Source organism: Candidatus Pelagibacter sp. HIMB109 (genome assembly GCF_052048155.1).
Classification (GTDB): domain Bacteria; phylum Pseudomonadota; class Alphaproteobacteria; order Pelagibacterales; family Pelagibacteraceae; genus HIMB114.
Genome location: NZ_JBNAIK010000001.1, coordinates 145,945 through 167,201, shown reverse-complemented (window position 1 = coordinate 167,201; position 21,257 = coordinate 145,945). Strand labels below are relative to the sequence as shown.

The following is a 21,257-nucleotide window of genomic DNA, read 5'->3' as shown; positions in this document are numbered from 1 at the left end:
ATTATGCCATTAAAATTACCTGAAGCAGACACAACAATTATTCAAGATAAAAAAAATATTGTCCAAGATTTATTTAAAATTACTAAGAATATTATTCATTCAGACGAAGAAATTAAACCTTATGAAACTGATGGTTTGTCTGTCTACAGACAAAAACCTATCGCAGTAGTTTTGCCAGAAACAACTGAGCAAGTTTCCAAAATTTTAAAATATTGTCATAATAAAAAAATTAAAGTTGTTCCAAGAGGTGCAGGTACTGGTTTATCAGGTGGATCAATTCCTCTTGCCGATTGTATTTTGATGGGAATGGGAAAGTTCAATAAAATATTAGAAACCGATTTTGATAATAGGTGTGTCGTAGCACAACCATGTGTAGCTAATCTAGCGATTACTCAAGCTGTTCAACATAGAGATTTTTATTATGCTCCTGATCCATCAAGCCAATTAGCCTGTTCTATTGGAGGCAATGTTGCAGAAAACTCTGGTGGGGTTCATTCATTAAAATACGGTACGACAACAAATAATTTAATGGGTGTTGAAATGGTATTAATGGATGGGACTGTTTTAAAACTTGGTGGAAAGCATCTTGATTCAGAAGGTTATGATTTTTTAGGTCTTGTCACAGGATCTGAAGGCTTGCTAGGTGTTGTGACTGAGGTGACTGTTAGAATATTAAAAAAACCAGAATCTGTAAGAGCTGTCTTGATTGGATTTGATAGTATTGAAGATTCTGGAAACTGCGTTGCAGATATTATTGCAAAAGGCATAGTTCCAGCTGGAATGGAAATCATGGACAAGCCACTAATTATTGCAACAGATAATTATGCTAAAGCTGGGTATCCAAGAGATGTAGAAGCTTTACTGATTGTTGAATTAGATGGAACAACTAGTGAAGTTGATACATTAATTGATAAAGTTTTAGATATCGCAAAAATGAATAAAGCTTCTTACAACAGAGCAAGTAATAGCGATGAAGAAAGAATGAGATTTTGGAAAGGAAGAAAAGCTGCATTCACGGCTTGTGGAGTACTAGCTCCTGACTATATCTGTATGGATGGTTCCATACCTAGAAATAAATTAGCCGATGTATTAAGTTATATTAGCAAACTATCTAAAAAACATAAATTAGACGTAGCAAACTGTTTTCATGCTGGAGATGGAAATTTGCACCCACTAATTATGTTTGACTCTAATGATCCCGTTGAAATGAAAAAAGCAGAAGACTTTGGAGCTGATATTTTAAAATATTGTGTAAAGGTTGGCGGAGTCTTATCCGGAGAACACGGTATTGGAGTAGAAAAAAGAGAATTAATGTGTGAGATGTTTAATGATAATGATATTCAACAACAGCTTAATATTAAAAATGCATTTGATTCAGATAACCTTTTAAATCCAGGAAAAGTATTTCCAATTCTTCATAGATGTGCAGAAGGTGGAAGAATGCATATACATAAAGGTAAAGATAAGTTTCCAGATTTACCAAGGTTTTAATGCCAGATATTTTTTATCCTAAAACTGAACAAGATGTTTCAGATTTTATTTTTGATAATTATAATAAAAGTAACCCGATCGAAATTGTTGGGCATGGATCAAAAAAAATTGGAAGACTTATTCAATCATCCCAAACTCTAAGTCTGAGTAGTATGTCTGGTATTCTGGAGTATTTTCCAGAAGAATTATACATAAAGGTTTTGCCTGGAACATCTCTCTCAGAAATAGAGACTACGCTTAAACAAAAAAATCAGTTTTTTGGTTTTGAGCCAAATGATTTAGGTTATCTTTATGATGGAAAATCAAACCCAGGAAGTATTGGAGGAGTAGTTTCATGCAACCTTTCTGGTCCTGGCAGGTTTAAAAATGGAGCACTAAGAGATCATGTGCTAGGTTTTAAATCAGTAAATGGCTCAGGCGGAAAAGTAAAATCCGGTGGAACTGTTGTAAAAAATGTTACTGGTTATGATTTAAGCAAGATTATAAGCGGTGCTTATGGCACATTGTGCGCAATTACGGAAATAAATCTAAAAGTGTCACCACTACCTGAATTTGAAGAAACATTTTTAGTAAATGACATAGATTATGTAGAAGCTATTGAAATTTTTAGAATAGCATTAGACTCTTCTCTAGAAATTTCTGGCGCATGTTTTTTTCCTGCAGCAAATGCATCTTTTTTGACTCTAAATGATGTAAAAAAAGATACATCTGTTTTAGGCTTGAGAATTCAAGGGCCAAAGGCTTCTGTGATTGAGAGGATGCAAAGTTTGAATAAAATGTTTAAAGACAAAGCAACTTCAATGCTTGATACTTATCAAACTTCAATTTTTTGGAGAGAAATTAAAAATTTTGAGGGATATGCTAATTCTAAAGAGTTTGTATGTAAAATTTCTTTACCAATTACTAACATGGTTAATTTTTTAAAATTCTTTGAAAAAACTAATTTTAAGTATTTTTTAGACTGGGGCGGCAATATTGCTTGGTGTTCTTTAGAAAATCAAAGTGATTTAGATAAAATGAAAATTTTCTGTTTAAAACATGATGGCCACCTAACAGTGTTAAAAGCAAATGATAACTTTAGAAAAAGCGAGGAGTTTTTGACTAATTCAGACTCCAATATAAAAATTTTATCAAAAAAATTAAAAGAAAGTTTTGATCCTAAAGGTATACTGAACCCTAACAAAATGTACGCAGGAATTTAATGCAAACTAATTTTAAAAAAGATCAACTTCTCGATCCTGAAATACAAAATTCAGAAAAAATTTTTAGAAAATGTGTTCATTGTGGAATGTGCAATGCAACTTGTCCAACTTATCAAGTATTAGGGGATGAACTAGATGGCCCTAGAGGTAGAATTTATATGATTAAAGATATGCTTGAGAACAACAAGCCAGCAAACGAAAAAATAGTAAAACATATAGATCGTTGTTTGTCTTGTTATGCTTGTGTCACGACTTGTCCATCGGGCGTAGATTACTTACATCTCGTTGATCATGGCAGAAATCACATTGAGAGAACTTATAAAAGACCATTATTTGAAAGGTTGTTAAGGAACCTATTAGCCTTTGTATTACCTAGGCCGAAATTATTTAAATTTTTAGGAATCATAGCAATATTTACAAAACCTGTTCATTCAGCCTTGCCAAAAAAATTAAAGCATATGATTTCTTTTATGCCTCAATCTTTTCCGAAATCAGAATATCCAGATAATATTGTATTTAAGCCTAGTAAAAAGTCTATTTCAAAAGTAGCATTGTTAACTGGATGTGTTCAAAAGGCAATTTCACCCAACATTAATGATTCATCAATAAATGTTCTTTTGAGACATGGAATTGAAGTTCATGTTTTGAAAGAAATAAAATGTTGTGGATCATTGACCCATCACATGGGTAAAGAAGAAGTTTCACATCAATATTTTATAGAAAATATTAATGCTTGGCACAAATTAATTGAAAAAGAAAAAATAGACGCAATTTTAGTAAACACATCTGGTTGTGGAACAACAATTAAAGATTATGGTTTTATTTTCAAAAATCACTCAGATAAATCGCTTAGAAAAAAGGCAAAAGAGGTTAGTGAAATTGCCTTAGATATAACAGAGTATTTAGAAGAATCGATAAAACTTGATTTCACAAGAACAAATAATTCAAAAAGATATAATATTGCTTACCATTCCGCATGCTCTATGCAACATGGTCAAAAAGTACACAGTCAACCTATAGAACTTTTAAAAATGACCGGTAATAATATTTTAGAAGTTCCTGATGGACATTTATGCTGCGGTTCTGCTGGTACATATAATTTAATGCAAGAAGAAATGGCTTCAGAATTATTAAAAAGAAAATGTGAAAATATCAAAAAGATTAAACCAGATTTAATTGCTGCTGGAAATGTTGGATGTATTACTCAAATAGAAAAAGGTATAGACATCCCAATCGTTCACACGATTGAATTAATTGATTGGTTTACTGGCGGAAAAAAACCAGAAGGGCTAGGGAATATATGAAAAAAATTTTAGTTACAAGAAAACTATTAAAGGAAAATGATGAGAGAATTAAAAATTTGTTTGATGTAAAATTGAATGAAAAGGATCAATTATACTCATCAAAAGAAATAATAGAGCTTAGCAAAGACTGTGACGGCATTCTTTCATTTATTACAACACCACTAAATAAAAATACAATTATGAACCTGCCAGATAGTGTAAAAATAATCTCTAATTACGCAGTTGGTTATGGAAACATTGATGTCGAAGCAGCAAAAAAAAGAGGAATAGTAGTTACAAATACACCTGAGGTTTTAACAGATGCTACAGCGGACATTTCAATCTTATTATTACTTGGTGCTTCCCGAAGAGCTTATGAGGGAAGAAAAGCCGCTGAAAAAGAGAATTGGTTATGGTCAAGTGATTATTTAATTGGAAAACAAATGACTGGAAAAAAATTAGGAATTTTAGGTATGGGAAAAGTTGGGAGAGCTGTTGCAAAACGAGCTAGAGCTTTTGATATGGAAATTCATTATCATAATAGAAATCAGTTAAGTTCAGATCTAGAAGAGGGCGCAATTTATCATAAAGACATAAACGATTTATTTAAAAATAGTGAATTCTTATCAATTAATTGTCCAGGTTCAAAAGATACAGAAAATTTAATTAATGAAGAAACAATTAAAAATTTTCCTGATAGAGTTGTCATAGCAAATGCGGCTCGCGGAGAAGTAATTGATGATGATGCAATGATTAAAGCGATGAAAAGTGGAAAAGTATTTGCTTTAGGTCTAGATGTTTACAGAGGTGAGCCAAAGATAAATAAAAAATATTTGGATTTAGATAATCTATTTTTGTTACCTCACTTAGGAAGCGCAACAAAAAAAACTAGAATTGCAATGGGTGACAGAGCAATTGACAATTTAGATGCCTTGCTTAACAAAAATTCCAAACCAAAAGATAAAGTAAACTAGTCAACCGTAGGTTGTTTAATATTCCTTAAATTTTTTGTTTTAACTTTGCATTTGCAATATTTGTCGCTTGTTTAACTAACTATTTAGATAGACAATTTATGATTGTTTAAGCTAAATTGCCGATGTTAAATTTAACTAACATGGGAGAAAAACACATGTCAAAAAAAAACGTTACGTCAAATTCAAGACGTAAATTTTTCAAAAAAGCAGCAGCAGTTACGGGTGCTACAGCAGCAGCTGTCGCAATGCCTAACGTTGGTGCTTGGTCAGGTTCACACGGAAAAACTGTGAAACTGAAAATGCAAGCTGCATGGGGCGGCGGTATCTTTTTAGAGATGGCGAAGCAATATGGAGACAGAGTAAATGCTATGGGTGGTGGTTCACTACAATTGGAAGTTTTGCCTGTTGGTGCAGTTTTAAAAACTAAAGAAATTGCAGATGGTGTTTCTAAAGGTGTAGTAGACGCTTCTCACTCAGTGACAGCATACTGGTACGGTAAAAACGCTGCTGCTTCTTTATTTGGTACTGGTCCTTCTTATGGATTCTCATCTCAAGAATTAATGGGATGGATTGAAGAAGGTGGCGGAAGAGCTTTATACGAAAAGACTTTAAAGAAAATTGGTCTTGATGTTGTAGGTTTCTTCGCTATGCCTATGCCTGCTCAGCCTTTTGGTTGGTTTAAGAAACACACTACAAAAGTTTCTCAGGTTAAAGGTCTTAAGTACAGAACAGTTGGACTAGCTACAAACGTTCTTCAAAAAATGGGAATGGTTGTAAGACAGTTACCAGGTGGTGAAATTCAACCAGCAATGAAAACTGGTTTGATTGATGCTGCTGAGTTTAATAACCCAACATCTGATAGAGACTTTGGTATGCAAGATGTTTCTAAGCATTATCACTTAGGAAGCTTCCACCAATCTCAAGAGATGTTTGAAATGCAGTTCAATAAGAAGAAGTACAATAGCTTGTCACCACAACACCAAGCTATAATTAAGCATGCTGCTGAAGCTGCAAACACTTCTAACTACTTTATGGCATTAGTGAGATACTCAACTGACCTTGGAAGACTTATGAAGGAGTCTGGGGTTAATGTGCATCAAACTACTGATGAAATCTTAGATGCTCAATTAGCAGCTTGGGATGTAGTTATGAAGGACTTTAGAAAAGATCCATTGTTTGATGAGATCGTGAGATCACAACAAGCATATGCTAAAAAAGTAATGAAGTATCTATTCATGAACCAGCCTAATTACAGACTGGCTTATACTAGAGCCTTTGGAGATCCATCTAAAGTTAAAATTTAGTTTGATCTAATTTAAAAAGGGCCTCTATTGAGGCCCTTTTTTTTTATAGCAAAACTCTAATTATAAATATAAAAAGCGTCGTGGATTTCGTAAATAATTACATCAAGTTTGCAGAAAGTCTAAGCCGATGGGTTGGCAAAGGTTTTGCATGGTGCATTGTAATTTTATGTCTAGGAACTGTTTACGAAGTAACCATGGCGTATATTTTTAATGCCCCAACTCTCTGGAATTTTGATTTTAGTTTACAAATGTATGGTGCTTTATTTTTAATGGCAGGTGCTTATACATTATCGTGTGATGCGCATGTGAGAGGAGATGTAATTTATAGATTATTCTCAATTCCTACTCAGGCAAAAATAGATTTGGTTTTATATTTTCTTTTTTATTTTCCAGGTATTTGTGCCTTAGCGTTTTCTGGAATTGATTATGCGGGTAATGCTTGGCAATCAAAAGAAACAAGCTGGAATAGTCCAGCTCAAATTCAGATTTATATGATTAAAACCTTAATTCCTATTGCAGGTTTTATTCTTATTAATCAAGGTATTAGCGAAGTAATGAGATGTGTGATTGCAATTAAAACTGGAGAGTGGCCAGAAAGACAAGATGACGTTTTAGAGACTGAACAAAAATTAATGCGAGAAGCAAGAGAGAAAGAAGGATTATAAAATGTTTGGAATGACAAATCCAGAAACAGCACTATTTATGATGTGCATTTTCTTGTTCTTTGTTTTGCTTGGATTCCCAATTGCTTTTACGCTTTTAGCAATGGGTGTTGGGTTTGGTTATTTTGCTTATTGGAATCCAGAAACAATGGAAAGCATATTTGATAACAGGATTTTTGATCTTGTTGTTCAAAATACATATTCAGTGATGGACAATCACGTGCTTACAGCGGTCCCGCTATTTTTATTTATGGGTTATTTAGTAGAAAGAGCTGGAATTGTAGCAAAGTTATTTTTTGCCATTCGATTAGCCTCTCATAGGTTACCTGCATCAATGGCTGTTGCTGCATTAATTACCTGCGCATTATTTTCCACTGCAACAGGAATTATTGGTGCAGTTGTTACTTTGATGGGTCTACTTGCATGGCCTGCGATGATTAAAGCAGGTTATGACAAAAAATTTGCTTCAGGAGTGATATGCTCAGGTGGCTGCCTTGGAATTTTGATACCTCCAAGTATCATGCTTATTGTTTACGCAGTAATTGCACAATTATCTCCACTTAGATTATTTGCTGCTGCAATGTTACCAGGATTATTGCTGGCAACTTTATATATTATTTACGCAATAGGCTTAGCGATGTGGAAACCAGAATTAGCTCCAAAACCAAAAGCAGAAGAGATACCCCCTGGAAATGTAATTGCAAAAGAAGTTGTTGTATCATTTTTACCTTTATTTACTTTAATACTTTTAGTCCTAGGTACTATCCTTGCAGGAATTGCAACGCCAGCTGAAGCTGCAGCGGTTGGAGCTTTTGGTTCTTTAGTCATGGCTTATTTTTATAAAACTTTAAAATGGCAGTCTTTTAAAGAATCAGTTTTCTTAACTGCAAAAACGTCAGCGATGATTATGTGGTTATTTATCGGTTCTTGGACTTTTGCATCAGTGTTTTCTTATTTAGGTGGTCATGAGATTTTTGAACATTTTTTTAAATCAATGGATTTAGAACCTTGGCAGTTTTTGGTGATAACTCAAATTATTATTTTCTTATTGGGTTGGCCATTAGAATGGACTGAAATTTTAATTATTTTTGTACCAATTTTCTTACCTTTACTAGAAACCTTTGGAGTAAATCCATATTTCTTTGCAATGTTAATTGCTTTAAATTTGCAAACCTCGTTTTTGACTCCCCCGATGGCAATGTCGGCATATTATTTAAAAGGTGTTCAAAAAAGTAATGTTGAATTAATGGATATATTTAAAGGTATTATGCCTTTCTTAGCGATCGTAATTTTGGCTATGATTATTATGTATAACTTCCCAGGTTTAGCATTATGGCTACCGACAGCATTATTTGGCCCAGCCTAATTTAATTTATGAAAGACCTTTGTTTTTTATCAGCAACTGAGATTGCAAAAGGGTTACAGTCTGGTGACTTAAAATCAGAACAAGTTTTAGAAAGTTTTGCAAATAGAATTGGTGAATTTGAAGAAACTGTAAAAGCTTGGGAACATTTCGATAAAGATTTTATTTTACATAAAGCTAGTGAAGCCGATGATTATAAAAATATTGGAAGACCAATTGGACCTCTTCATGGTCTACCAATTGGAGTTAAGGATATTTTTGGCACAAACGATATGCCGACAAGGTGTGGAACTAATTTAGTTTCAGGAGTTCATACTAAAAATGATGCGTCAGTAGTAAGCTTTTTAAGAAACTCTGGTGCTCTAATTATGGGTAAGACAGTAACTGCTGAGTTTGCATATTTTGATCCAGGAAAAACAACTAACCCTCATGATGAACAAAGAACTCCGGGTGGATCATCCAGCGGTTCAGCTGCTGCAGTTGCATCATACATGTGTCCAGTTGCTATCGGTTCACAGACAAATGGCTCAGTTCTTCGTCCAGCATCATATTGCGGAGTTATAGGCTACAAACCTACTTATGGTTTGGTATCAAGAAACGGAGTTTTAAAACAGTCTCATTTATTAGATCATGTTGGAGTTTTTGCCAGACACATCGAAGATATCGCTTTGATTACAAAAGAGATAGTTAGACATGATTTAAATGACACATCAACTATACCTTATTCAATTTCTGGTATTACTGAAGTTTGTAAAGAAGAACCTCCGTTTGATCCAAATTTTGTTTTTATTAAAACTTCAAAATGGAAAAATATGGATAAAGATGCAGTAAAAAGTTTTGAAGCATTTTTAAAAAAATATAAAAAAAATATAGAAATTGTTGATGCTCCCTCATATTTTGAAGATATTTTTAAATATCATCAAATCATTCATGAAACAGACATGGCTTATGCATTTTCAGACTATTATAAAAAATCTAAAAACAAATTAGGAAAAAAACTAGTTGAGGCAATTGAAAGAGGATTAAAATATAAATCCAGTGAGTATGTTGAGGCTTGTGAGAATAGAGATTATTTCTACAAATTGTTTCAAGAAACATTTCAAGACTATCATGCAGTTTTAACGCCAGCTACTACAGGTGTTGCACCAAAAACTTTGAAACAAACTGGTAGTCCAGAATTTTGTACTATCTGGACTTATCTGGGTATGCCCGCTTTATCTTTACCTTTACTCGAGGGAGAAAATGGAATGCCACTAGGAATTCAAATTGTTGGAGAAAAGTTTGACGATTCAAGGCTATTGAGAACTTCCAATTGGTTAATTAATAAAGTAAAAGGGGATAGTAATGATTAATAAAATAGCAGCAATTCTAGGAACAGGTTTAACAATAATTTTTTTATTGGGCGTAACCATTACTTTGAATGCCTCGAACATGATTACTTTTTTTGATATTTTGCCAGTATGGATAATCATGGGTGCTGCAATTTTTATGATGATGATCGAAGTTTTAGAGATTTTTGATATTCATGTTGCTGACGCAATGGCAAAAAAATTTCTTAAAAAAAAATAATTTTTTAAATTGAAAAATAAAAAAAAGAACATTTCGTCTTTTTTTCAATTTTCGTTATTATTTATTCAGCCTATTTTTATGACGAGCAACATTGCTATTGCTCGCGGAGCATTAGGTAATATTCCCCCAATTTCTTTAGCTTTCTCGAGATGGCTATTAGTTTTTTTGATTATATTCCCATTTATTTATCAATCTATTTTTAAGAAAAAAAAATATTTTAAAGAAGAGTTCTGGAAACTTACTTTTTTGGCATCCACAGGTTATGTGGGGTGTGGTGCACTTCCTTATATTTCGGGGTTAACTACTACAGTTACAAATATGTCAATTATTTATGCCTTATCTCCAATTTTTATCGTTTTGTTATCGGCTTATATTTACAAAGAGAGATTAAAAATTTTCCAATATAGCGGGGTTATATTAAGTTTGTTTGGAGTTTCATTTATTATCTTTAAGGGTAATTTTAATAATTTTGTAAATTTAAACTTTACTACAGGAGATCTTTGGATTTTTGGTGCAGCTGTTTCGTGGTCATTATTTTCAATTTTTTTAATAAATTGGAAAAGCAAATTCAGTATTATAGAGAGATTTACCTTAATGAGCTTTATTGGATCAATTATTTTAGCTCCCTTTTTTATTATTGAGCATTTATATTTTTTACCTACTACATTCGATACGATATATTTAGAGTTTTCATTAGTCGCTGCTTTATTTCCAGGAATTATTGCTTTTTTGATGTACACAAAATTGCAACAGGTAGTTGGTGCTTCAATAGCTGGACTGACAGTTTATTTGATGCCAATTTATGGATCAATTTATGGAATGGTTTTGTTTTCAGAAAATCTTGTTCATTATCATTTTTACGGCGCTTTAATGGTTTTATTAGGAATATTTTTAGCTAAAAAAAAACATAAATGAAAATGATAAAATATTTTTTTTTACTAGGCTTATTATCTTATATTTCAATCTTATTATTTATGTTCTTGTTTCAAAGAACTTTTATGTATCATCCAAATGTTAAAAATTTAGATCCAGTCCCTGCTACATTTGAATATGAAGAAGTATTCATTCCTTCAGAAAAAAACATTGAATTAAGATCTTGGTTTAGTTTTAAGCCAGAAAATAAAAAAACTGTATTATTTTTTCATGGAAACGCCGGAGAACTGAGTGCAAGAGTTTATAAATTGAATAAATTTAGTGAAATTGATGTAAACTTTTTAATTATTTCATGGAGAGGTTTTAGTGGTAATAACGGTAAACCTACTGAGAAAGGTTTGTATCAAGATGCAAAAAAAGCTGTTGAATGGCTTCAAAATAAAGGAATTAGTAAGAAAGACATTATTCTCTATGGAGAATCTTTAGGAACAGGAATTGCGGTAGAACTTGCAAGTAAAGATAATTTTTCAGGAGTAATATTAGAATCACCTTATACTTCTATGGTTGATATGGGAAAAAGATTTTATCCCTTTATCCCTGTAAGTCTTCTTCAAAGAGACCGTTATAACTCCATAAAAAAAATTAAAAAAATCAATTCTCCTATTTTAGTGTTACATGGAAAAGCTGATACACTTGTCCCTTACTATATGGGAAAAAAAATCTATGATAATGCTAATGAACCGAAGTATTCATATTTCCCAACTTTTGATAATCATATGATGGCTTATGATCAAGATATGGTTAATGCATTAAAAAGTTTTTTAGATCTTAGTGCTAAGCGATAGGTAAGCCATTCTTCACTTTTTGAGACGGATGAAACAATACCACCTTACCATCCTCTTCTATTGCACCAAGTATTAAAACTTCTGAATTAATTCCAGCTATATTTCTTGGTGGAAAATTACAAACTGCCATGACTTGCTTATTAATTAATTCATTCGTTTTATAGTAGCTTGTAATTTGCGCAGAAGAAGTTTTTATTCCAATTTTTTCTCCAAAATCAATTTTTAAAACGTAGGCAGGTTTTCTAGCTTTTTCGTTAATTGATGCTTCTAAAATTGTACCGACACATATTTGAATTTTATCATAGTCCTCATATGTGATTTCTTTTTTCATTTTAATTATTCTTTGCCAAAAAGGCTTTTACAAAATCTTTTGCCACAAAAGGCTGGAGGTCATCTACTTTTTCCCCAACGCCAATTGCATATATAGGTAATTTATATTTTTCAGTAATAGACAGTAAAACACCGCCTTTAGCTGTTCCATCTAATTTAGTCATGATTAAACCAGAGAGTTTAGAAATTTTATTAAATTCTTCAATTTGGTTAAGAGCATTTTGTCCCGTAGTTGCATCTAGAACAATAATTGTTTTTTCTGGTGCGTTCTCGTCAATTTTTTTCATTACTCTTATGATTTTTGAAAATTCATCCATAAGATTTTTTTTGTTATGTAATCTACCAGCTGTATCAATTATACAGTAATCATAATTATTTTGCTTTGCCTTTTCCAAAGTTTTAAAAGCAACTGCAGCTGGATCAGTACCAGGATTAGACTTTTCTATATCTATAGAATTTTTTTGACACCAATTATCTAATTGTTCAATTGCAGCTGCTCTAAAAGTATCTGCAGCACCTACAATTACCTTAGAATTATTATCTTTTAAAATTTTACAAAGTTTTCCAATAGTTGTTGTTTTTCCAGTCCCATTAACGCCACACACTAAGATTGTTTTAAGTCCATTTGATTTGTTAAAAATATTTTCTTCTACAGGCTCTAAAATTTCTAGCATTTCATTAGTTAAAATTTCTAAAAAATTTTTTTGATTTAACTCTTCATCACTAAATTTTTTATTTTTAATATTTTGAATAATTTTTTCAGTTAAAGGAAGACCAATATCTGAAGAAATCATAAAGTCCTCAAGATCTTGGAGAATTTCATTTGATGGTTTTGATTTTTTAAAAATATCATTAATTCCGTTACCAAAATTTTTTGATGTTTTTTTTAATCCCTCAGAAATTTTTTGAAAAATTTGCATTAGACTTATATTGTTGCCTCGAGGTGATTAGGGTTGTACCCCGTGATTTGAGCGGGTATGATTTGACCTTCTTTTAAAGAATTTTTACTAGATATTTTTACCTTTAAGTAATTTTCTGAGTAACCAAAAGAATTTTTTTCAGTAAGCACATTCAAAGTTTTCCCTACAGTATCTTTAAATTTATCTTTCATTTTTAATTGACCCTTTTCTCTAAGAATTTTTGCCCGTTCTTTAATTATATTTTTAGGAACTTGAGGCATTTTAGAAGCAGGCGCTTTCTCCATTGGAGAAAAAGGAAAAATATGTAAGAGTGTTAAATCACATTCATCAATAATTTTTAAAGTATTATGAAACATCTCTTCTGTTTCTGTAGGAAAACCAGCAATTAAATCTGCTCCAAATATTACTTCAGGACGTGCTAGTTTTATTTTGTTACAAAAGTCTATGGCATGCTCTCTTTGATGTCTTCTTTTCATTCTTTTTAAAACCATATTATCACCTGATTGCATTGATAAATGAAAATGCGGCATAACCCTTTTTTCTGATGAAAGAATTTCAAATAATAAGCTATCAATTTCTATAGAGTCCAAAGATGATAATCTAAGTCTTTTTAGTTCTTTATTATTTTTTAAGATCGCTTCAACAAGTTTTCCTAAATTTACTTTTTCATCTAGATCAGGACCATATGAGGTTAAATCAACACCAGTAAGAATGATTTCATTAAAACCTTTTTCATTAAGTATTTTAATTTGCTCTATAATATTATTAATTGGCAAACTTCTTGAATTTCCTCTGCCATAAGGAATTGTGCAAAACGTGCATCTATGATCACAGCCATTTTGAATTTGTATAAAGGCCCGCGAATGATTTTCAAAACTTTCAATGAATTGAGGAGCTATCGTTTTAAGCTCCATAATATCTGATATTTTATTTGCAATTTTTTCATTTGAAATTTTTAAAAATGTTTCAAACTCCATTTTTTCTTTATTACCAATTACATGATCAACTTCACTCATGCTAAGAAAAGTTTTGCTGTCTATTTGAGATGCGCAACCTGTCACTATTATTTTTTTATTAGGATACTTTTTTTTAAATTTTCTTATATCGTCAATAACTTTTTTTTTTGCTTCATTTGTGACTGAGCAACTGTTAAACAAAATATAATTCTTTAGGTTTGCTTTCTCTAAATGTTTTTGCATAACTTCAGATTCATAAATATTGAGTCGACAACCATAAGTTATGATATTTTTACTTAACATTATAAGCTAACTTCTATTTCTTTTTTTTCTGATACTGGGCCAGTCATCATCATCGTTTTGTCAGAATTAATTTTAATCTGCAAGTGTCCTTTTTGAAAATGTATATTAACTGGATTTTTAGTAAGTTTTAAATCTGATGCTATATAAGCAGTTGCACATGCTGCAGTTCCGCAAGCTAATGTTTTGCCAGCTCCTCTTTCCCACACATTAATATCTATGTTATCTTCATTTTGTATATCTGCAAAAGTAACATTTATTCTATTTGGAAAATATTTTAAGTTTTCAATTATTGGTCCAATTTTTTTTAATTTTTCATCAGATATTTTTTCAAAAAAAACAATGTGTGGATTTCCCACGTTTATCAAATGACCCTTTAATTTTTTACTATTAATTTCAATTAAAAAAGGATTGTTTTGTACATCATTAGTGACTGGTATTTCTGATAGTTTAATTTTTGGTTTTGGCATTATAACATTAATTAAATTATCAATATTTTTAGATCCGGTATGTACAAAGTTATTAACTTTAAATGTTACATTATCTCTATTTTTTTCTTTTATTAAAATATCCGAGATACATCTGTTGCCATTTCCACAAGCGTCTGCCATTTGGCCATCTGAATTAAAATATTTTATTTCAGCATCAGCTTGAGTTGAATTTTCTATATAAATTAACTGATCAAAACCAATTCCTTTTTCTCTGTTAGAAAGCTTTAAAATTTGTTCTGGATTTAAAGAGATTTTTTGGTTTCTATTATCAATTATTAAGAAATCATTTCCTAAACCATCCATTTTAAATGCTTTAAATTTCATAATTATTTAGTTTTAGACCGTTTTCTTGACTTTATAAACATATCTATGTAGTTTCAGCCCACTTCCAAGAAAAAGGTAGTCTTTTTCTGGTGTCCCTGAATAAGGGAGATCAACACTAGTCAGCGAGTTTTCGCCCACTAGTGCGATACCTGCTGGAAGTAAAGAAAAATTATGTTTGAGAGTTTAACAGATAAAATTGAGTCGGCCTTTTCCTTTTTTAACAAGATAACAAGGCTAGATGAGAAACAAGCTGACGAGGGTCTTAGAAAAATAAGACAAGCTTTATTAGAGTCTGATGTTGCGCTTTCGGTTACTAAAAAATTTATTGAAGATGTAAAACCAAAAATTATCGGCCAAGAAGTTTTAAAATCTGTAACCCCCGGCCAGATGATCATCAAAATAGTAAATGATGAATTAATTAAAGTATTAGGTAGCGAGAAGTCAGAACTAAATTTAGGAAATGTTCCACCAATTAAAATTTTAGTAGTCGGTTTACAAGGTTCAGGAAAAACAACTTCAACAGCAAAATTAGCTCATTTTTTACAAAAAAAATTATCAAAAAAAGTTCTAATGACGAGTTTAGATATCTATCGTCCAGCAGCTCAACAGCAATTACAGGTGCTTGGAAATGATAACGATATTAAAACATTGCCTATTGTTGAGGGTCAATTACCTGTTGAAATATCAAAGAGAGCTTTGAATGCAGTTTCTTTAAGCGGTGAGGATGTGGTTATTTTTGATACTGCGGGAAGAACTCAAATTGATCAACAGATGATGATGGAGCTAAAACAGCTTGAAAATGAAATACAACCACATGAAATTGTGCTTGTTGCAGATTCGTTAACAGGTCAAGACGCAGTAAATATCGCTCAAGAATTTCAAAAAACTGTAAATTTATCATCGATTATTCTGACAAGAATTGATGGTGACGGAAAAGGTGGTGCTGCTTTAAGTATGAAGGCGGTAACAGGATGTCCAATTAAATTTTTAGCTACTGGTGAGAAAATTGATCAACTAGAAGCCTTTCATCCTGATCGTATTGCAAACCGAATCCTTGGCATGGGAGATGTTGTATCATTAGTTGAAAAAGTTGCTGAAGATCTAGAGCAAGAAAAAATTGAAAAAATTGAAGAAGATATAAAAAAAGGATCTTTTACCTTTGATACATACCTTCAACAAATAAGACAGATGAAGAAAGTAGGAGGTATGAGCGGAGTACTTAGTATGATGCCAGGTGTTTCAAAGATGAAAAAGCAAATTGATGAATCAAATCTAGATGAAAGCTTACTAAATAAACAGGAGGCAATCATTTTATCAATGACGCAAAAAGAGAGAGATAATCCAAAAATTATTGGAGGCTCAAGAAAAAAAAGAATTGCAAATGGATCTGGTACAGACATTTCAATGGTAAATAAACTTCTCAAACAACACAAGATGATGACAAATGTTATGAAAAAAATGTCAAAAGGTGGAAGAGGAGCTTTACAAGGTTTGGATGGTATTCCACCGGACCTTTTAAATAACTTAAAATAAAAAAAGAAAGGAACACAATGTTAAAAATAAGAATGTCTAGAGGAGGTGCAAAAAAAAGACCAGTTTATAAAATTGTAATTGCAGACTCTAGAAAACCACGTGATGGAAGATTTATAGAAAAAGTTGGCTTTTTTAATCCTCTGTTACCAAAAGATAAAAAAGAAAGATTAAGTTTAGATATTGAGAGAATTAAATATTGGTTAGAAAAAGGTGCAAAGCCATCTGATCGTATTGCAAGGTTTTTAGGTGAAGCGAATGTAATCCCTAAGCCATCACAAAAGAATAACCCAATTAAAGCTAAACCAAAAAAGAAAGCTCAAGAAAGATTAGCTGCAGCAGAAGAAGCAAAAAAAGCTGCTGAAGAGGCTGCAAAAGCAGAAGCTGAGAAACCGGCTGAACCAGCTCAACCCGAGAATGAAGCTAAAGCTGAAACAGAGGCGCCTAAAGAAGAAAAAGCAGCCGAAGCTCCAAAAGCTGAAAGCAAAGAAGAAGATAAAAAATAAACTAGATATGTTCTCAGCTAATATTTTTACATTGTATCCTGAAATTTTTCCTGGAGCTCTTGGTCATGGAATTTATCAAAGAGCTTCAGAAAAAAAAATATGGGAATTAAATGTTAAAAATATTCGTGATTATGCATATGATAAGCATGCCACAGTAGATGATAAACCTTTTGGTGGTGGTAGCGGCATGGTTTTGAAAGCTGAAGTGCTTAATGAATGTTTAGAGAAAAATTCAAACGATTATAAAACTTATTATTTATCTCCAAGGGGCAAAGTATTTAATCAAGAACTTGCCAATGAATTTTCAAAATTGAAAGGAATAAACTTATTATGTGGTCACTTTGAAGGAGTTGATCAGAGAGTATTGGATCACAGAAATATTGATGAAATTTCTGTTGGTGATTATGTTCTCTCAGGTGGAGAAAGTGCTGCAGTTGTTGTGCTTGATGCTGTTATAAGATTATTACCAGGTGTTCTTGGTAATGAAAATTCAACTAAAGAAGAGAGCTTTAATAATCATTTACTTGAATATCCTCAATATACTCAGCCAAGAAAATGGCGAGATTTAGAGGTTCCGGAGGTTCTATTATCCGGGAATCACGGGGAAATAAAAGACTGGCGTTTAAATCAATCACAGAGTATAACTCAGCGCCTTAGACCAGATTTATGGACTAAGCACTGTAATAAAAGTAATAAAAATTAAAAAATGAATAGAATTGAAGAAATTGAAAAGAAACATTTAGAACAAGTTTCTGCTGGAAAAAAAATAACAGAATTTTTTCCTGGAGACACAATTAAAGTAAACGTTAGAATTGTAGAAGGAAAGAGACAAAGAGTTCAGGCTTTTGAAGGAGTTTGTATAGCTAAGAAAAATGGCGGAATTAACTCTTCATTCACAGTCAGAAAAGTTTCTTTTGGCGAAGGTGTTGAAAGAGTGTTCCAATTATATAGTCCAAACCTAGACTCTGTTGAATTGATACGTTCTGGAAAAGTAAGAAGAGCCAAACTTTATTATTTAAGAGACAGAAGTGGTAAATCTGCTCGTATTAACGAAAAAATCAAAAAGAAATTAGGTATAGAAGTAGTTCAAGAAGCTACAATAGAGCAAGTAGCTAGCGAAAATTCAATAAAAGACGAAGTAGAAAAGCAATCTACTCCAACTGAAACAAAATCAGAAAATCCTAAAGATACAAATCAAGAAAAAAAATAATCTTATAATGGCTCAAACATTATACGACAAATTATTCGATAATCATTTGGTGGCAAAACAGGAAGATGGCACATGTTTATTATATATTGATAGACACTTAGTTCACGAAGTAACTAGCCCACAAGCTTTTGAAGGCTTGAGAATGAATAATAGAAAAGTCAAGCACCCTGAGTATACATTGGCTGTTGCTGATCACAATGTTCCTACAACAGATCGTAGCAAGCCGATTGAAAATGAAGATTCAAGAATTCAATATGAAACTTTAGATAATAACTGCAAAGAATTTGGTATCGATTTTTTTGGTTTAAATGATATTCGACAAGGAATTGTTCATGTGATTGGGCCAGAGCAAGGTTTAACACAACCTGGTATGACAATAGTTTGTGGCGATAGTCATACAGCAACGCACGGTGCATTTGGCGCTTTAGCATTTGGAATTGGTACATCAGAAGTTGAACACGTATTAGCAACTCAAACTTTGATTCAACAAAAATCTAAAAACATGAAAATTGAAATTCAAGGTAAACTTCCAACAGGAGTAACTGCTAAAGACATTATCTTAACAATAATTGGTAAGATAGGAACGGCGGGTGGAACTGGTTTCGTAATTGAGTATTGTGGTGAGGCAATTAAGAATTTAACAATGGAAGAAAGAATGACAGTTTGCAATATGTCGATTGAGGCAGGCGCAAGAGCTGGAATTATTCAACCAGATGAAAAAACAGTTGAATTTTTAAAAGATAGACCTTTATCTCCAAAAGGTGAAAATTGGGAGAAAGCAAAAAACTATTGGTTGTCATTAAAATCTGATGAAGGTGCAAAATATGATGAGACACTAATTTTAAAAGCAGAAGAAATTATTCCTTCCGTAACATGGGGAACTAGTCCTGAAGATGTATTGCCAATAAATGCTTCAGTGCCAGGGCCAGAAAAATTTTCTGATCCTGATAAAAGAAAAGCGGTAGAAAGATCTTTGGATTATATGGGATTAAGCCCTGATACTAAATTAGATGAAATTTCTATTGATAAGGTTTTTATTGGATCATGTACAAATGGAAGAATTCAAGATTTAAGAGCAGCGGCAGAAATTTTAAAAGGTAAAAAAATTGCAAAGAATGTTACTGGCTACGTTGTTCCAGGATCTGGATTAGTTAAAAAACAAGCAGAAGAAGAAGGATTAGATAAAATATTTATAGACTCTGGACTTGAATGGAGAAATGCAGGTTGTTCAATGTGCTTAGGTATGAACCCTGATCAGTTAAAACCCCAAGAAAGATGTGCGTCTACATCAAATAGAAATTTTGAGGGAAGACAGGGAAGAGGCGGAAGAACTCATTTATGTAGCCCTGCAATGGCAGCAGCAGCAGCCATTGAAGGAAAATTAACTGATGTAAGAAAGTTTTATAATGGATAAGTTTACTCAAGTTAAAAGTATTCCTGCGTATCTACCAATTGTAAATGTTGATACCGATATGATCATTCCAAAGCAGTTTTTAAAAACTATTAAAAGAACCGGTCTTGGTAAAAGTTTATTTTTTGAATTAAGATATGATGAGCAAGGAAATCCTTTAAAGGAATTTGTTTTAAATCAAGAACCTTACAATCAATCTAAAGTTTTGATTGGAGAAAAAAACTTCGGCTGCGGGTCATCAAGAGAGCACGCTCCATGGTCATTACTTGATTTTGGTATTAAGGTTGTTATTGCACCATCTTTTGCCGATATTTTTTACAATAACTGTTTTAAGAATGGAATTTTACCTATCGTTTTAAAAGATGAAGAAATTAAAGAATTAGCTGAGCTATCAAAGGAAAAAAAGGAAATTACAATAAATTTAGAAGAACAAAAAATTGAAAAAGGAGATAACAGACCTTTCGATTTTGATGTTGAACCATTTAGAAAAGAATGTTTGATGAATGGTTATGATGATATTGCCTTGAGTCTTAAAAAAACAAGCGATGTTGAGAACTATATAGAAAAACAAAAAAAAGCTACGCCTTGGTTATTTAGTGCCTAAAAATTTATTACTACTTGCTGGAGACGGTATCGGTCCAGAAATAATGGACGAGGTAAAAAAAATTATCTCTTGGTTAAATTCAAATAAGAATTTAGAGCTAAATGTAACAGAAGAATTGGCTGGCGGAGTATCATATGATAAACACAAAACTCCATTGACAGATAATGTTCTTTATAAAGCAATGGATAGTGATGCAGTTTTGCTAGGAGCTGTGGGTGGCCCGAAATATGATCAGCTTGAATTTTCTAAAAGACCAGAAAGAGCATTATTAAGATTAAGAAAAGAATTGAGGCTGTTTGCAAACCTAAGACCAGCAATATGCTTTTCTGAACTTGTAAGTGCTTCAAGCTTGAAACCAGAAATTGTTTCTGATCTGGATATCATGATTGTAAGAGAGCTGACCGGAGGAATTTACTTTGGTGAGCCTCGTGGAGTTGAACCTATCGCTAATGGAGAAAAAAGAGGTGTTAACACACATGTTTACACTTCGAAAGAAATTATTAGAGTTGCAAAGGTAGCTTTTGATCTTGCCAAAAAAAGAAATAAAAAAGTAACATCAGCTGAGAAATCTAATGTGATGGAAGCTGGAATGCTTTGGAAGGAAGAAGTTCAAAAATTTTATGATGAAAATAAAAATTATAAAGATGTTGAACTAAGCCATATGCTGGCTGATAATTGCGCAATGCAACTTGTTAGAAATCCAAAACAATTTGATGTGATTGTTACTGATAACTTGTTTGGAGATATGCTTTCGGACGAAGCTGCAATGTTAACTGGATCTTTAGGAATGTTGCCTTCTGCTTCATTAAGTGAAAAAGATAAAAATGGAAGAATTAGGTCAATGTATGAACCTTGCCACGGCTCTGCTCCTGATATTGCCGGTCAAGGAATCGCAAACCCGCTTGCAATGATCCTTAGTTTTGCAATGGCTCTTAAATACTCGTTAGATTTAGATGATGTTGCTGATGAAATTGACTCTGCTGTGAAGGCAGTTTTAAAAGATGGTCTTAGAACACCAGATATTATGGAAGATGGAAAGCAAAAAGTTTCAACTTCTGAAATGGGATCGGCAATCATCGATAAATTAAAGTAATTTAATTTAAATTGAG

Annotated in this window: 22 protein-coding genes; 18 read left to right on the top strand and 4 right to left on the bottom strand. The window is 32.3% G+C overall.

Annotated elements, in window-relative coordinates; genetic code table 11:
• Positions 1-3 precede the first annotated feature (3 nt).
• From ACTTAQ_RS01030 to ACTTAQ_RS00980, 11 genes are all read left to right on the top strand, one after another.
• Entirely contained in the window at positions 4-1,491 is a 1,488-nt protein-coding gene (locus ACTTAQ_RS01030; protein ID WP_440694766.1) for an FAD-linked oxidase C-terminal domain-containing protein, read from the top strand.
• Entirely contained in the window at positions 1,491-2,693 is a 1,203-nt protein-coding gene (locus ACTTAQ_RS01025; protein WP_440694764.1) for an FAD-binding protein, read from the top strand. The genes ACTTAQ_RS01030 and ACTTAQ_RS01025 overlap by 1 nt, the downstream gene beginning before the upstream one ends.
• The gene (gene glcF / locus ACTTAQ_RS01020) at positions 2,693-3,997 is read left to right on the top strand and encodes a glycolate oxidase subunit GlcF (RefSeq protein ID WP_440694762.1); all 1,305 of its coding nucleotides are present in this window, start codon (positions 2,693-2,695) and stop codon (positions 3,995-3,997) included. Before ACTTAQ_RS01025 ends, glcF begins: the two co-directional genes overlap by 1 nt.
• Positions 3,994-4,950, top strand: coding sequence for a 2-hydroxyacid dehydrogenase (locus ACTTAQ_RS01015; protein ID WP_440694760.1), 957 nt, complete (start codon positions 3,994-3,996; stop codon positions 4,948-4,950). The genes glcF and ACTTAQ_RS01015 overlap by 4 nt, the downstream gene beginning before the upstream one ends.
• 140 nt (positions 4,951-5,090) lie before the next feature.
• Positions 5,091-6,254: a TRAP transporter substrate-binding protein gene (locus ACTTAQ_RS01010; protein ID WP_440694985.1), complete on the top strand. Its 1,164-nt coding sequence runs from the start codon at positions 5,091-5,093 to the stop codon at positions 6,252-6,254.
• Between the two features lie 80 nt (positions 6,255-6,334).
• Positions 6,335-6,919, top strand: coding sequence for a TRAP transporter small permease subunit (locus ACTTAQ_RS01005; RefSeq protein ID WP_440694757.1), 585 nt, complete (start codon positions 6,335-6,337; stop codon positions 6,917-6,919).
• Positions 6,920-6,929: 10 nt separating this feature from the next.
• The gene (locus ACTTAQ_RS01000) at positions 6,930-8,282 is read left to right on the top strand and encodes a TRAP transporter large permease (protein WP_440694984.1); all 1,353 of its coding nucleotides are present in this window, start codon (positions 6,930-6,932) and stop codon (positions 8,280-8,282) included.
• An 8-nt stretch (positions 8,283-8,290) separates the two neighbouring features.
• A complete protein-coding gene (locus ACTTAQ_RS00995; RefSeq protein WP_440694755.1) occupies positions 8,291-9,631 on the top strand; it encodes an amidase in 1,341 nt (446 codons plus the stop codon).
• Entirely contained in the window at positions 9,624-9,848 is a 225-nt protein-coding gene (locus tag ACTTAQ_RS00990; protein ID WP_440679243.1) for a hypothetical protein, read from the top strand. Before ACTTAQ_RS00995 ends, ACTTAQ_RS00990 begins: the two co-directional genes overlap by 8 nt.
• A gap of 9 nt (positions 9,849-9,857) precedes the next feature.
• Positions 9,858-10,763 carry a DMT family transporter gene (locus ACTTAQ_RS00985; protein WP_440694753.1) on the top strand — a complete coding sequence of 302 codons (906 nt, stop codon included), beginning with the start codon at positions 9,858-9,860 and terminating at the stop codon, positions 10,761-10,763.
• A gap of 2 nt (positions 10,764-10,765) precedes the next feature.
• A complete protein-coding gene (locus ACTTAQ_RS00980; RefSeq protein ID WP_440694751.1) occupies positions 10,766-11,566 on the top strand; it encodes an alpha/beta hydrolase in 801 nt (266 codons plus the stop codon).
• Here the strand turns inward: ACTTAQ_RS00980 and ACTTAQ_RS00975 are convergent.
• From ACTTAQ_RS00975 to dapF, 4 genes are read right to left on the bottom strand one after another with little or no spacing between them, the layout of a single operon-like run.
• A complete protein-coding gene (locus ACTTAQ_RS00975; RefSeq protein ID WP_009373208.1) occupies positions 11,556-11,897 on the bottom strand; it encodes a tRNA-binding protein in 342 nt (113 codons plus the stop codon). The genes ACTTAQ_RS00980 and ACTTAQ_RS00975 overlap by 11 nt on opposite strands.
• A 1-nt stretch (position 11,898) precedes the next feature.
• The gene (ftsY, locus tag ACTTAQ_RS00970; RefSeq protein WP_440679240.1) at positions 11,899-12,816 is read right to left on the bottom strand and encodes a signal recognition particle-docking protein FtsY; all 918 of its coding nucleotides are present in this window, start codon (positions 12,814-12,816) and stop codon (positions 11,899-11,901) included.
• 5 nt (positions 12,817-12,821) lie between these two features.
• Positions 12,822-14,075: a tRNA (N(6)-L-threonylcarbamoyladenosine(37)-C(2))-methylthiotransferase MtaB gene (gene mtaB, locus ACTTAQ_RS00965; RefSeq protein ID WP_440694748.1), complete on the bottom strand. Its 1,254-nt coding sequence runs from the start codon at positions 14,073-14,075 to the stop codon at positions 12,822-12,824.
• A complete protein-coding gene (gene dapF / locus ACTTAQ_RS00960) occupies positions 14,075-14,887 on the bottom strand; it encodes a diaminopimelate epimerase (protein ID WP_440694746.1) in 813 nt (270 codons plus the stop codon). Before dapF ends, mtaB begins: the two co-directional genes overlap by 1 nt.
• A 171-nt stretch (positions 14,888-15,058) precedes the next feature.
• Here dapF and ffh point away from each other — a divergent pair, with 171 nt between their 5' ends.
• From ffh to leuB, 7 genes are read left to right on the top strand one after another with little or no spacing between them, the layout of a single operon-like run.
• Positions 15,059-16,420, top strand: coding sequence for a signal recognition particle protein (gene ffh, locus ACTTAQ_RS00955; protein ID WP_440694744.1), 1,362 nt, complete (start codon positions 15,059-15,061; stop codon positions 16,418-16,420).
• A gap of 17 nt (positions 16,421-16,437) precedes the next feature.
• On the top strand, positions 16,438-16,923 hold the full coding sequence (gene rpsP, locus ACTTAQ_RS00950) for a 30S ribosomal protein S16 (RefSeq protein ID WP_440694742.1): 486 nt from the start codon (positions 16,438-16,440) through the stop codon (positions 16,921-16,923).
• Between the two features lie 7 nt (positions 16,924-16,930).
• Complete coding sequence (gene trmD, locus ACTTAQ_RS00945; protein ID WP_440694740.1) at positions 16,931-17,626, top strand: tRNA (guanosine(37)-N1)-methyltransferase TrmD; 696 nt, start codon at positions 16,931-16,933, stop codon at positions 17,624-17,626.
• Between the two features lie 3 nt (positions 17,627-17,629).
• Entirely contained in the window at positions 17,630-18,133 is a 504-nt protein-coding gene (gene rplS, locus ACTTAQ_RS00940) for a 50S ribosomal protein L19 (RefSeq protein ID WP_440694738.1), read from the top strand.
• Positions 18,134-18,140: 7 nt separating this feature from the next.
• Entirely contained in the window at positions 18,141-19,547 is a 1,407-nt protein-coding gene (gene leuC, locus ACTTAQ_RS00935; protein ID WP_440694736.1) for a 3-isopropylmalate dehydratase large subunit, read from the top strand.
• Positions 19,540-20,148: a 3-isopropylmalate dehydratase small subunit gene (gene leuD, locus ACTTAQ_RS00930; protein WP_440694734.1), complete on the top strand. Its 609-nt coding sequence runs from the start codon at positions 19,540-19,542 to the stop codon at positions 20,146-20,148. The genes leuC and leuD overlap by 8 nt, the downstream gene beginning before the upstream one ends.
• Complete coding sequence (gene leuB, locus ACTTAQ_RS00925; protein WP_440694732.1) at positions 20,141-21,241, top strand: 3-isopropylmalate dehydrogenase; 1,101 nt, start codon at positions 20,141-20,143, stop codon at positions 21,239-21,241. Before leuD ends, leuB begins: the two co-directional genes overlap by 8 nt.
• Positions 21,242-21,257 lie beyond the last annotated feature (16 nt).